12 protein-coding genes are annotated in these 13199 nt (G+C 64.1%); 6 read left to right on the forward strand and 6 right to left on the reverse strand.

The annotated features are described in order from the left end of the window. Positions 1-37: 37 nt before the first annotated feature. A complete protein-coding gene (locus ACN9MY_RS17490; RefSeq protein ID WP_426335866.1) occupies positions 38-1336 on the forward strand; it encodes an NCS2 family permease in 1299 nt (432 codons plus the stop codon). On the opposite strand, the gene ACN9MY_RS17495 is transcribed toward ACN9MY_RS17490, so the two are convergent. Next, positions 1321-1584, reverse strand: coding sequence for a hypothetical protein (locus tag ACN9MY_RS17495; protein WP_156401456.1), 264 nt, complete (start codon positions 1582-1584; stop codon positions 1321-1323). The genes ACN9MY_RS17490 and ACN9MY_RS17495 overlap by 16 nt on opposite strands. Positions 1585-1680: 96 nt before the next feature. Here ACN9MY_RS17495 and ACN9MY_RS17500 point away from each other — a divergent pair, with 96 nt between their 5' ends. Further along, positions 1681-2142 carry an Lrp/AsnC family transcriptional regulator gene (locus ACN9MY_RS17500; RefSeq protein ID WP_426161724.1) on the forward strand — a complete coding sequence of 154 codons (462 nt, stop codon included), beginning with the start codon at positions 1681-1683 and terminating at the stop codon, positions 2140-2142. 12 nt (positions 2143-2154) lie between these two features. Beyond that, positions 2155-2904 (forward strand): DUF481 domain-containing protein, encoded by a 750-nt coding sequence (locus tag ACN9MY_RS17505; RefSeq protein WP_426318086.1) that lies wholly within the window; start codon positions 2155-2157, stop codon positions 2902-2904. Here the strand turns inward: ACN9MY_RS17505 and ACN9MY_RS17510 are convergent. Genes ACN9MY_RS17510 through ACN9MY_RS17520 form a run of 3 tightly spaced genes read right to left on the reverse strand, consistent with a single transcriptional unit; the run spans position 2901 to position 6672 of the window. Beyond that, a complete protein-coding gene (locus tag ACN9MY_RS17510; protein WP_426335867.1) occupies positions 2901-5372 on the reverse strand; it encodes a cbb3-type cytochrome c oxidase subunit I in 2472 nt (823 codons plus the stop codon). The genes ACN9MY_RS17505 and ACN9MY_RS17510 overlap by 4 nt on opposite strands. Beyond that, on the reverse strand, positions 5369-6322 hold the full coding sequence (locus ACN9MY_RS17515; RefSeq protein WP_426161727.1) for a cytochrome c oxidase subunit II: 954 nt from the start codon (positions 6320-6322) through the stop codon (positions 5369-5371). Before ACN9MY_RS17515 ends, ACN9MY_RS17510 begins: the two co-directional genes overlap by 4 nt. Next, positions 6319-6672, reverse strand: a complete 354-nt coding sequence (locus ACN9MY_RS17520) for a c-type cytochrome (protein ID WP_426335868.1) — start codon at positions 6670-6672, stop codon at positions 6319-6321. Before ACN9MY_RS17520 ends, ACN9MY_RS17515 begins: the two co-directional genes overlap by 4 nt. Positions 6673-6822: 150 nt before the next feature. Between ACN9MY_RS17520 and ACN9MY_RS17525 the strand changes: the two genes are divergently transcribed. After that, entirely contained in the window at positions 6823-7638 is an 816-nt protein-coding gene (locus tag ACN9MY_RS17525; protein WP_426335869.1) for a c-type cytochrome, read from the forward strand. Here ACN9MY_RS17525 and msbA read toward each other — a convergent pair whose 3' ends face one another. Continuing rightward, entirely contained in the window at positions 7639-9459 is a 1821-nt protein-coding gene (gene msbA, locus ACN9MY_RS17530) for a lipid A export permease/ATP-binding protein MsbA (RefSeq protein ID WP_426318093.1), read from the reverse strand. It abuts the gene before it with no gap. A gap of 99 nt (positions 9460-9558) precedes the next feature. Between msbA and ACN9MY_RS17535 the strand changes: the two genes are divergently transcribed. Then, entirely contained in the window at positions 9559-10356 is a 798-nt protein-coding gene (locus ACN9MY_RS17535) for an isocitrate lyase/PEP mutase family protein (RefSeq protein ID WP_426318095.1), read from the forward strand. Here the strand turns inward: ACN9MY_RS17535 and ACN9MY_RS17540 are convergent. Further along, on the reverse strand, positions 10343-10750 hold the full coding sequence (locus ACN9MY_RS17540; RefSeq protein ID WP_426161732.1) for a carboxypeptidase regulatory-like domain-containing protein: 408 nt from the start codon (positions 10748-10750) through the stop codon (positions 10343-10345). The two genes, ACN9MY_RS17535 and ACN9MY_RS17540, sit on opposite strands and share 14 nt — an antisense overlap. Positions 10751-10961: 211 nt before the next feature. Here ACN9MY_RS17540 and ACN9MY_RS17545 point away from each other — a divergent pair, with 211 nt between their 5' ends. After that, entirely contained in the window at positions 10962-13199 is a 2238-nt protein-coding gene (locus ACN9MY_RS17545) for a TonB-dependent receptor (protein WP_426335870.1), read from the forward strand.

Below are 13199 nucleotides of genomic sequence, written 5' to 3' on the forward strand. Positions count from 1 at the left end.
GTATGCTCCCCGATAGTCAAAACCGGGGAGCAGCGTTGTGTCGATCGTAGAAAAACTATTCAAACTCAAGGAAGCCGGCAGCGATGTGCGAACGGAAGTGGTGGCAGGGATCACCACCTTCCTGACCATGGCGTACATCATCTTCGTCAACCCCGCCATCCTCGGCGACGCCGGCTTGCCGAAAGAAGCAGTCTTCGTCGCCACCTGCCTCGCCGCAGCCCTGGGCACGGCGATCATGGCCTTGTACGCCAACTACCCGATCGGCATGGCGCCCGGCATGGGCCTGAACGCCTACTTCGCCTACGCCGTGGTGCTCGGCATGGGCATCAAATGGCCGGTCGCACTGGGTGCTGTCTTCATTTCCGGCTGCCTGTTCCTGATTGTCAGCCTGCTTGGGCTGCGGGAAGCCATTGTCAACGGCATCCCCCGCTCGCTGCGCATTGCGATCACCGTGGGCCTGGGCCTGTTCCTCGGCCTGATCGCGCTGAAGAGCGCCGGCATCGTCATGGCCAACCCTAACACGATGGTTACGGTGGGCGACCTGCACAAACCGCCAGCACTGCTGGCCGTCGTCGGCTTCCTGCTGATCGTCACGCTGGACCGGCTGAAAGTCAAAGGGGCAATCCTGATCGGCATCATGACCGTCACCGTGTTGAGCTTCTTCTTTGCCGGGAACCAGTTCCATGGCGTTTTCTCGGCGCCGCCATCGCTGGACGCGACTTTCCTCAAGCTGGACGTTCCCGGCGCGCTGGGCGTGGGCGTGTTGAACGTGGTCCTGGTGTTCTTCCTGGTCGAACTGTTCGATGCCACCGGCACCCTGATGGGTGTCGCCAGCCGCGCCGGCCTGCTGGTCAGCGGCAAGATGGAGCGCCTGAACAAGGCCCTGCTAGCCGACAGCACCGCCATTGTGGCAGGCTCCGTGCTCGGCACTTCCAGCACCACCGCCTACCTGGAAAGCGCCTCGGGCGTGCAAGCGGGCGGCCGCACGGGGCTGACTGCGCTGGTGGTCGCGCTGCTGTTCCTGGCGGCGTTGTTCATTGCCCCGCTGGCTGGCGTGGTGCCGCCTTATGCGACCGCGCCCGCGCTGCTGTTCGTTGCCTGCCTGATGCTGCGCGACCTCGGCGACTTCGACTGGAACGAAACCACCGAGTGCATACCGGCAGCGATTACCGCCTTGCTGATCCCCTTCACCTATTCGATCGCGCACGGCATCGCCTTCGGCTTCATCACCTATGCAGCCCTCAAGCTGCTGACCGGCCGCTACCGCGAAGTGAAGCCGATCGTGTGGGTGATCGCCATCGTCTTCAGTTTCAAGTACGCCTATATCGGGGCGTAAGCGCGCGACTGCACGCGAATCTTCAACACGCCGATCAGGTTACACAGGCGCATCCGGGCCAGCACGAGGGCATCTTCGCCCTCGGCTGCCACATCCAGGTCAAGGTTCATGCCGTGCACGCCCGGCGCCATGCGCATCGCATGGAGCTGGACACCGCCGCGGCGCAGGGTCGCCAGCACAGCCTCCGCAGCATCCATGGCGGAGCAACGGTCGAGGCGCAAGCGGAAAGTTCTCTGTTCGGTATTCATGTGGAAGATTATCCGGCTGGCGCGCCGGAATAGGCATCTGAAGTTTGCCTCGTTTTCCATGTAAAATAGAAGAATCTTCTTCATTTCAACAAATTCATGGAACACCTTGATGAGATGGACCGCAAAATCCTGCGAGAACTTCGGCGGGATGGACGTTTAAGCAACACCAGGCTGGCCGAAACCGTGGGCCTGTCCACCACGCCTTGCTGGAACCGCGTCAAAGCCATGGAGGAGCGCGGCGTCATTGAAGGGTACACTGCGCTGCTCAACCAGCAGGCACTCGGCCTGCCGGACACCGTCATCATCGAGGTCACCCTGGATCGCCATGACGACGACATGCTGCACAAATTCGGCCTGGCGCTGGCCGACCTTCCGGAAGTGATGGAAGCCTACCTGCTGACGGGCGAATACGACTACCTGATCAAGGTCGCGGTGGCCGGCACCGCGGGCTACGAAGAATTCCTGCGCCGGAAATTGTATAAACTGCCCGGCATCCGCCACAGCCGCTCGACTTTCGTGTTGCGCTGCCTGAAGCGGGCACATTCCGTAGAGCCCTGATAGAATTCAGTCATGAAATACCTGATACCCCTGATTTTCGCCTCCGGCATGGCCGCAGGCAACGCACTGGCAGAAGATAACGAAGTTGACCACACTGGCAATATCATGCTGTCCGCCGAAATCGGCGCCATCAGCACCAGTGGCAATACCGCCGGTACTTCCGTCACCGGCAGGTTCGAAATCCTGCAAGACACCCTCCGCTGGAGCAACGAGTACACCGGGAACGGCTACTTCAAGGAGGACCGCGCCCGCGTCAACGGCGAAGAAACCAAGCAACGCTCGGCTGAACGCTACCAGTTCGGCGCCAAGGCCGGCTACAAGCTGCTGGAAGAAAATTCCACCCTGTTTGTGCTGGCAGGCTTCTCGGAAGACCGGTTCGGCGCCTATACCCGCAGCGCCAGCGTCGGCGTCGGTCACGGATTCCGTGTTTACCAGAGCGATGACAAGACCCTCGACATGGAAGCCGGTCCGGGCTTCTTCAGGGCTACGCGCGCGAATGGCGAAGAGGATCGCGGCCTCGTTCTGCGCGGCCGCGCCGCCTTCCGCTGGAAACTCAGCGACAATGCCACGTTCGCGCAAATGCTGACGGTGGAACGCGCTTCGTGGAACACTCACTCCACTTCCGAGACTTCGCTCAGCGCCCGCATCAACGGGTCGATGCACATGAAAGCCGCCTTCAGTGCCATCAACGACTCCACCGTGCCGATCGACAAGCAGAACACCGACACCCAGACTTCGGTCACGCTGGTCTACTCGTTCTAAACCAGCCGAAGCAGAACCAGGCCCGCCAGCGCCTGCAACACGGCGCAGTGCCACAGCAGGACAGTGTTGTCCAGCGTGGCACGGCTGGCTGCCCGCAGTTTTCCCCTCGCCGCAACGTAGAGCGCCGCCGGCGCCAGCACGGCAACGTGCAGGCCCTGGTAAGCCAGAAGCGCGGCAACCGCTGCACTCCACGCATCGCGCGACGGGGCAAGTCCCGCATGCCGGTGCGCATCCAGATCGTATGCAAACGCCGCGACCAGGCATGCGCCTGCCGCCAACATCGGCCAACCTTGGGCCGGGCGGCGTGAACTCCACCAGGCCAGGAGGGAACTGGCCGCCAGGAAGGCAGCCTGCAGCCACGGCCAGGGCGCAGCCGGCAAGTGCGCGCCAGGCGGCGGGCAAACCTCCAGGCGCATCGACAAGTGCAAGAAAGTAAAGGCCAGCGAGGCGAAAATTGCCGCATCCACGACGACCAACACCCAGGTAGCCCACCAGGAATGCGATGCCCGTCCTTCGGCGCCGATCGGCAACTCGACCCCTTCCGCGACAGTGGCCTGCGGTGGCAGCGGCCGGTCTGCCTGCCACAACCAGGCCAGCAGCGTGGCAATGGCCAGTGCGCCGAACAGCCACGCGGCGATGGCTTGCTGCACCGTCATCAAGAGGAAGAAGCCCGCCGTCCCAAGCGCACAAAGGAATGGCAGCCAGCTGTCGCCCGGCAGCACCAGCAAATACCGGGGCCGCGCGTCGCGCCAGCCGGTCACCAGCGTCTCGCGCATGCCGGTCACGCTGCCGGGTAGCCAATGCATGCCGGTTTCCACTTCCTGCACGAGCAGCGGCTGCCGCCACAACGGCTCCGCCGAGCGAACGTCCGGCTGGCTGCGGGTCGCATATTCGTCCTGTGGCAGCCACTCCAGCGAGCTCGCTCGCCAGGGATCTCCGTGCGCCCGTTGAGGTCGGCGCAGCGTCCGGATCAGATCGATGGTGAACAGCGCGACGCCGCAGGCCAGCAGCAAGGCGCCGACCGTGCTGGCCATGTTCAAGTCTGCCCAGCCCGTTTCCGAACCATAGGTGTAAACCCGGCGCGGCATGCCAAGCAAACCCGATACGTGCATCGGGAAGAACGCCACATTGGTTCCCGCGAACACCAGGCCAAACACCCAGCGTGCCCAGGCCTCTGACATGCGGTGCCCGTTGAACAAGGGAACCCAGAAATACGCGCCTGCCAACATCGGGAATACCAGTCCGCCTACCAGCACGTAATGAAGGTGGGCGACAATGAAGTAACTGTCATGCGCCTGCCAGTCGAATGGCACGGCGGCCACCATCACGCCTGTCAGGCCGCCCAGTACAAAGACCAGCAGGAAACCAAGGACGAATAGCGTCGGCGCGTTCAACTGCACCCTGCCCCGCCAGAGGGTTGCGATCCAGGCGAACACCTGCACCGCCGTAGGGACTGCGATGGCCATGCTCGCGGCCGACACCAGCGTGGTCTCCAGCTGCCCAAGGCCGGCGGTGAACATATGGTGCATCCACAAGGCGAAACTCAGCGCTCCCACGGCCGCCAGCGAGAAAATCACCGCCCGGCGCCCCACCAGCGGGGTTTGCACCAGCGCCGGCAACATGGACGACACCATACCCGCAGCAGGAAGGAAAATGATGTACACCTCCGGATGCCCGAAGAACCAGAACAGGTGCTGCCACAAGACCGGGTCGCCGCCGCGCGCAGGGATGAAGAATGGCCAGTCGTAGGCCCGTTCCAGTTCCAGCAGGGCCGTTCCCGCAATCAACGGAGGAAAGGCGAAGACCACCATCGCAGCCACCACCAGCATCGACCAGGCAAACACGGGGATGCGCGCCAGCGTCATGCCGGGCGTGCGGGTGAACAGGATGCCGATAATGAGCTCGATGGCGCCGGCGATCGCCGAAATTTCGATGAATCCGATGCCGAGCAGCCAGAAGTCAGCGTTCAGTCCGGGCGAATATTCCTTGCCGGTCAGGGGCGGATACATGAACCAGCCGCCATCGGGAGCGAGCCCGAAGGCCAGCGTCACGATAAAGCCTGCGCCGCCGAAAGCATACGCCCAATAGGCGTAGGCGGACAGGCGCGGGAACGGCAGGTCCCGGGCCCCCAGCATGCCTGGCAGCAGGAAGACGGCAATGGCTTCCACCATGGGAATGGCGAACAGGAACATCATTACCGTGCCGTGCATGGTGAAGAACTGGTTATAGGTCCCCGGCTGCAGCAAGTCATTGCCTGGGACTGCCAGTTGCAGCCGCATTGCCAGCGCAAGGACGCCTGCGAACAGGAACAAGGCAAACGCGGTCGCCAGGTACAGGCGGCCAATGCGTGTGTTGTTGACGGCGGTCAGGGCGCGCCAGCCACCCGGTTTGCGCCATGCGCGCTCCAGCGCTTCGTACTCGCCCGGCGGGCGCGGCAGGCTGTTGGGGGGACGTCGAGGAGCGCTCATTCCAGCGTCTCCAGCCAGCTTGCCAGGGCTTGCAGGTCGTCGGGTGACAGGCTGCTGGGCGGCATGCGGGCACCGGGTTTGGCAGACTGGGGGTTGACGATCCATCCAAGCAGCCCGGCACGGCTCATTGGCAGCGCCCCGGCTGCAAGATGGCGGCGGCCAGCGAGGTGCGTCAAGTCCGGGCCCGACTTTCCACCTTCCGCGATGCCTCGCACCGTATGGCACGCGTTGCAGCGCGCGGCCAGGAACACCTCGCGCCCGCGGTGTGCGATTTCGCCCTCGCCCGCCTGCATCGTTGCCGCACGCGGCGAGCTGGCCGCTGGCGCGGCCTGGTGCGCCAGCCAGGCTTCGAATTGCTGCGGCGTGACTGCCACCACATCCAGCGCCATGGCTGCGTGCTGGGTGCCGCAATACTCAGCGCACTGGCCCCGGTAGCGGCCAACTGTCCCGGCACGCAGTGTGAGGCCATGGACGCGGCCCGGCACCATATCCACCTTGCCCGCCAGCGCCGGCACCCAGAACGCATGCAGTACATCCGCCGACGCCAGCGCGAGGTAAACCCGCTCGCCCACCGGAAGCCGCAGCTCGTTCGCCAGCACCGCCTCCCTCCCGCTCACCGTGTCGCGATAGCGCACTTCCCACCACCACATATGCGCCGTGACGGTGACCTGGATACGGGTCCCCGAAAAGGGCCACGCCAGGAGCGAAGCTTGCCACCCCGACCACCCCATGAGCGCAACCAGCAAGGGTACCGGCAAGAGCAATCCCCCGCCCACCACCAGCCTGCTCGACCAGGACTTTCCGCGCTTGCGTGCAACACTGGCGAGAACGAGGGCCGCGACCAACAGGAATATCACGGCCCCCGAGCCGAACAACAGCCAGCTGAATCGGCTAAGCAGCGCCGCATCCGGCCCCGCAGGCGACAGGACCGATTGCAGCGCCGGCGTCATTGGAGCGAATAAAGATAAGCCGCCATGTGGCGTGCATCTTCGGGGGAAACACCCATGTCCGGCATCAGGGTCGCGGGGTCCATGCTGCGCGGAGTCGAAATCCAGCGCACCAGGTCGGCCTGCCGGTTCGGCCAGCGCCCTGCAATATAGCTGCGCAGCCCGAACTCGGCGAGCGACGGCGCCGCCTTGCCGCGCGCAGATTCCACGCCGGGAATGTGATGGCAGCTGCCGCACTGAAATTGCGCCAGCAGCGCCTTGCCGCGCCGGGCGTCGCCGCCCTCGCCGGCCGGTGGAGTGGGCTTGCGCGGCTGGCAAGCGCACAAAGCTAGCGGCAAGAGCAAGGCTGCCACGCATGCGCGATGCGTGCTCCCATTTTTCCGCAAACGCACAGTGATTGCTTGCACGAATCGTCCCTGCCTTCCCGCTGCCGATCCCTATAATTTGCTCAAGACATCATCGCCCTTTTCCCGATTGTGCGTCGCCTTATTGCTACCGCCGCTATGAGCTTGTGCCTGGCCGGACTGGCCGGAATACTGGCGGCTACCGTGGTGCTGCAGGCGGGCTGGTATGACGCTTCCGCGCTGCGCCCGCATTTCCAGTTCGTGCACACCCTGATCGAGCGCGGCATGCAGCAATCGGTACGCTTTCACGCGCGCGAAATCGCGCCCCCTTCGGCGACGGCGGGCGCCTCGACGCGCGGCGGCGTCCTGTTTCGCCAGCACTGCGAACAATGCCATGGCGGACCGGGCGTGCCGATGGGCGTGATCGGCTTGAGCATGCAACCGGTCCCCGGCCCGCTGGCCGACGCGGCACGGCGCTGGAAAGCGCGTGAAATGTACTGGATAACCGCAAACGGGATCAAGATGAGCGGGATGCCCGCATGGCGCTTCCACCTGAGCGAGCGCGAAATCTGGGATCTCGTTGCCTTCCTCGGCGCGCTGCCTGCAATGACGCCCGCGGACTATGCCGCTATTGAAAGGCCGCCTGCGCTGCCCCCGCTGGACGCCCAGGTCGAGCGCGCGGTGGGCCACGTACCCGACCGCGAGCGCGGCAGGCTGGCGCTGACCCAGTTTGCCTGCCAATCCTGCCACCATGTCCCGGGCGTGACCGGCCCGCTGACCTTCGTTGGACCCAATCTGGACGGACTGGCACAACGCGGCTTCATCGCCGGCAAGCTGCCGACAAGCGAAGAAAACCTGGTGAAATGGATTCGCGCACCGCAGCAGGTCAAACCCGGTACCGCCATGCCGCAGCTCGGCGTGCCGGAGCGCGATGCGCGCGACATGGCAGCCTACTTGCTGCAGGCCACCCGCTGATTATTGGTCCAGCTGCTTCTGCGTCTGGTACAGGCGGGCGTAAATGCCGCCCTTCGCCAACAGCGCTTCGTGGCTGCCCTGCTCCGCAATCGATCCCGCCGACATGACCACAATGCGGTCGGCGTTTTCGATGGTGGACAGGCGGTGTGCGATGACGACCGTGGTGCGGCCTTCCATCAGCTTTTCCAACGCCGCCTGCACCTGGCGTTCGGACTCTGTGTCCAGGGCACTGGTTGCCTCGTCCAGGATCAGGATAGGCGCATCCTTGTACAAGGCGCGCGCGATGGCCAGCCGCTGGCGTTGGCCGCCCGACAGTCGCATGCCGTTTTCGCCGACCTCGGTCTGGTAGCCCTGAGGCTGGCGCATGATGAAGTCATGCGCATAGGCCGCACGCGATGCCGCTTCGACCCGTGCCATATCCGGCGCCGGATCGCCGTACGCGATATTGGCAGCCAGCGTATCGTTGAACAGGACCACGTCCTGGCTCACCAGGGCGATCTTGCTGCGCAGTTCAGGCAGGCGGTATTCGCGCAAGTCCACGCCATCCAGCAGGATCCGGCCGCTGCTGACGTCATAGAAGCGCGGCAGCAGGCTGGCCAGCGTGGTCTTGCCGCTGCCCGAGCCGCCCACCAGCGCCACCGTCTCGCCGGCCGCGATGTCGAGCGACAGCGAGCGCAAGGCCGGCGCCGCTTCCGGGTCGTCCGCGTTGTAGCGGAAGCCGACATCCACCAATTCGATGCGGCCTTTCACATTATCCGCCGGGCGCGTACCGGTATCGGCTTCCATCGGCGCATCGATCAGGCCGAACACCGATTCCGCGGCAGCCAGGCCGCGCTGCAGGGGTTCATTCAGCTTGGTCAGGTTCTTGATCGGGCCTTGCAGCGACATCAGGCAGGTGATGAAGGCGACGAAAGCACCGGGCGTCAATGCGCCCGCCTGCGCGCGCAGCAAGGCGTAATAGATCACGGCCGACAAGGTGGCGCCGACCATCAACATGATCAGGCCGGAATTCATCGCAGCAGTCGAAGCGTGCTTGACGGCCAGTTGGCGATTCAGCTTCACCACTTCGTCGAAGCGCTTTTGCTCATAGGCCTGGCCGCCGAAAATCTTCACTACCCGCTGGCCGCCGATGCTCTCGTCCAGCACGCGGGTCAGCTCGCCCATAGCATGCTGGGCGCTGGAACTGAGGCGGCGCATGCGGCGGGCCGCGATGGTCACGACCAGCGCCACCAGCGGCAGCAGCACGAGGCAGAACAGGGCCAGCTTCCAGTCGATATCGAACAGCGAACCAAGGAAACCGATCACCGCCACCGTGTCGCGCACGGCGATGGTGAGCACGCTGAGGCCGGCCTGGGTCACCTGCGTGGCATCGAAGGCAATGCGCGACAACGTGGTGCCGGTCGAAGACTGGTCGAAATAGCGGTTCGGAAGACGCAGCACGCGGGCAAACATCTGCTCCCGCACATTGGCCTGGACGCGCTGGGTCAGCCATGCGGAGCCGTAGTCGCCGGTAAATGTGCTGACCATGCGCAGCAGCGCCAGGGCCATGATCAGGGCCGGGATCGCCCACAGTGCAGCGGCGCCGGGATCGGTAGGCAGGATGCTGTCGAGCCAGGCGTGCACCGTCGCCAGGGCCCCGCTCTGCGGCGCCGCGCCGGCGACCGCGTTCGGCTGCACCGCATCGACCACATTCTGCAGCTGGCGTATCAGCAGCACGTCGGTCATCGACGCCACGCCCACGCCGGCCAGGGTCACCAGGGCGGCCCACTTATAGGGGAGGAATTCCTTGATCAGGCGGACGTAGAGTTGGCGGCTTTGCACTATGGTTGGGGATTGATTGGCAACCCCGAATTGTACCAAAGCAGGAATGTGGGAACCGTGGCAGAATGGCCAGCTCCTCAATGTTAAGGAAAAAACCACATGCGCAATGACACCCAATTCCATGCCCTGCACCAGGATGGCATCCTGCTGCTGGCCAATTGCTGGGACGGTGGTACCGCCCGCATCGCCGCCCTGGCTGGCGCCAAGGCACTCGCCACCAGCAGCGCGGCAGTCGCCTGGGGCCACGGCTACGCCGACGGTTCGCAGCTGCCGACCGCCCTGTTACTGGAAACAGTGCGCGACATCGTGCGCGCCAGCGCCTTGCCGCTGACGGTCGATATCGAGGACGGCTATTCTTCCGATCCGGAAGTCGTTGGCCAGTTTGTCGGGCAACTGGTCCAGGCCGGCGTGGTCGGCATCAATATTGAAGATGGCGGTGCGCCGCCGGAGCTGCTGGCGCGCAAGATCGGCGCAGCGCGCGCTGCGGCCGCTGCGGCCGGCATCGACCTGTATATCAACGCCCGTTGCGACGTCTACCTGCGCGGCCTGGCCGAGCCGGGCGCCCGCGTGGCGGAAACCCTGCGCCGTGCGGCGCTGTACCAGGAGGCTGGAGCCAGCGGCCTGTTTGCACCGGGCGTCACGGACGAGGGCGAAATTGCCGAGCTTGCAAAAGGCACAACAATGCCGCTCAATGTGTTGGCCCGTCCCAACCTGGCCGCGCCATCACGCCTGGCCCAGCTGGGCGTGCGCCGCCTGAGCGCAGGATCGTCGCCGGCAGAGGTAATGATGGGCCGGCTGAGGGTGTATATGGAACGCTTCCACCAGACCGGCGCCATCGACGATGAGCAGACCTTCCACTACGGTCCGCTCAACCAACTGATGTCTACTGCACGATAGTGGCAGGTTCGCTCCAGTAGAAGTACAGGTCCTTTGTCCGTCCAGGCTGCACTTGCACCTCGCGGCGTTGGACCTGGCCATCGGCCGCCGTAGCGGTCACGCGGTAGCGGCCAGGCTCCAGGTTAACGAACATCAATGGCCCGGCATCGCGCGCGTTGACGTTGGTATGGCCTTTCGCATCAGAGATCTCGACCTGGACGTCCGAGCGGTACTCGCCGGTGCCGCGGGTCGCGAAGGTCATGCGCACGTTGTAATCCGGCTTGCTGGCGAGCATTTGGCCACGCTCTTCAAGGCCGACGCCGCCGGTCACGAATTGCGGCTCATCGGCCGCCACTGCTGCGCCGATGGCGCTGCAAGCCAGGGTGAAGGCGAAAGTAATGTTTCGTACAAACATGATGCACTCCTTTCCTTTTTCAGGCTTGCCGCCAGTATTCTCCCCTCGCGCCCGGCACGCTATCAGCCATCGTGTCGTTTCTATGTCGGGGAAAGCCTACATACCCCCTATTTCCTACGCTGCCAAACTGTTAGACTCTTGAACTTTGCTAGCAACACTTTTAAGTAACGTTGCAAAAATAATCATATAAAGCAAGGCACTAGGGGTAATCATGTCGAATTGCGGGGCGCATCTGCGCCCGACCATGTTGGCGGCCGCGGTCTCCAGCATTCTTTGCGCGCCTGTCATCGCGCAAGGTCAAACTGAAGAGCAAATTCCGGAAGTCCTCGTGACGGCCCAGCGCATCGCTGCGCCCGAATCGCGGACACCGGTCGCCATGTCGGTCCTCACTGCCGAGCAACTGGACAAACTCGGCATCGACAACGCGGCAGCCATCGGCAAGCGCCTGCCCAATGTGCACCTGGACGGCGCCCCGGACGGGCTGCGCATCACGATCCGCGGCGTGTCCAATTCGGACGTGACGGAAAAGGGAGATCCTTCCGCCGCGTTCATGATGGACGGGATCTATATCGCCCGCCCCCAAGCCCAGACCCTGGGCTTCCTGGACGTGGACCGCATCGAAGTGCTGCGCGGTCCGCAAGGCACCTTGTATGGCCGCAATACCACGGCCGGCGTGGTGAACGTCATCAGCAACACGCCAATCCAGCGCTGGGAAGGCGCCGCCAGCCTTGCGCTGGGCAATTTCCATTCGCGCGTAGCGAACGGCATGCTCAACCTGCCGGTCAATGACATGCTCGCCCTGCGCGCTGCAGTAGCGCTCAGCAAGCATGACAGCACCCTGCGCAATGGCCAGGGCACCGGCTATGAACTGGGCCAGGACCGCGACGACCGCGCTGCGCGCCTGTCCGCCAAACTGGCCCTGGGGAAATCGGCCTCGCTGCTGCTGCGCTACGAACACGCTACGCAGAACGGCAATATCGACAACATCGTCCCGGACACCAATTTCTACAAGGGTGTCGAGACAGGCAGGCCCACCTGGTATGACGCCGGCACCAATGAGCGCCTGACTAACAATTTCAAGCCATTCAATACAAAGCTCGAGCAAGGCTACAACCACAAATCGACCGACAGCCTGGGCGCCGAACTCTCGTGGAACCTCGGCCCAGTCACCCTGGACTACCTTGGCTCGCACCGCAAGAACGAACACGACTTCCTGGCCAACTTCTACTACCGTGTGCAACCAACACTGGCAATTGGCGTGCACGAGAATTTCTGGGGCGACCAGCGCCAGGATTCCCATGAACTGCGCCTGTCCACCTCCGGCAGCGGCCCGTTGAAGGCGCAGGGCGGCTTGTATTACTTCCGAGAAGAATCGCATCAGCTCTATGTGTTCCGCGACCTGCAGCTGGTTAAGCTGCCGCCTTACTACGTATTCCCGCATGGACCGACGAGTTCGCGCAGCAAGGCCGCCTTCGGCCAGCTGACGTACGGCGTAACGCCGTTCCTGCGCGCCACTGCGGGCCTGCGCTACACGGAGGACGACAAGTCGCGCGTGGGCTCGACCAACTTCCAGCAGGCGCGCGAATTCAACGCCGCGACCGATCTCAAGATGCTGAACGACGCCACCCTGGCCACCCACAAGACGACGTGGAAGCTGGGTGCCGAGGTCGACCTGGCGCCGGCCACCATGGCTTATGCCAGCATCGCCACGGGCTACAAGTCGGGCGGCTTCAATGACGGCTGCCTGGCCGGTTCCAGCGCGCTGGGCATCGCCTGCCCGGCCGTGATTGCCGTGCCGGCTGAAACCCTGTTCTACCGGCCCGAAACGCTGAAATCCTGGGAAGCCGGGCTGAAAACGCGGTTCTGGAACAAGCGGGCTAGCATGAACCTGGCCATCTTCCACTACGACTACACCAACCTGCAGCTCTCCGGCGTTGCGATCGTGGCCGGCGCGCCGCGCTTCGTCACCCAGAATGCCGGCGCCGCCAGCGTCAAGGGCCTCGAGCTCGATGGGCAGGTACGCGCCACCCCTGCCGACAGCTTCACCTACGGCCTGACGCTGCTGGATGCCCATTACGTAAGCTACCGGCCGAACGGCCTGGTTTCCTGGGCCGGCGAGCCGCTGGACCGGGCGCCGCATTCGGTGCTGAGCCTGGGCTGGGACCATCGCTTCCGCCTGCCTGGCGCAGCACTCACCGCCGGCATCAGCGCGCGCCGCAGCGCGGCCTACAACATCAGCGCTTCCAGCCAGTTGCTGCAATACCGCATCCCGCCGCGCACCGCCAGCGACCTCTCGCTGGCGTATCGCCCCGACGGCGCCAATTGGAGCCTGATGGCCCATGTGAAGAACCTGGAAAACAAGGTGCAGCCTGTCACCATCGACAGCTTCGGCATGGCTGCGCCGAGCGATCCACGGACCTTTGACATCCGTTTCGACTACCACTTCTAA

Origin of the sequence: Pseudoduganella sp. R-31 (assembly GCF_049913235.1) — a bacterium.
In the GTDB taxonomy this organism is placed as follows: Bacteria; Pseudomonadota; Gammaproteobacteria; order Burkholderiales; family Burkholderiaceae_D; genus Rugamonas.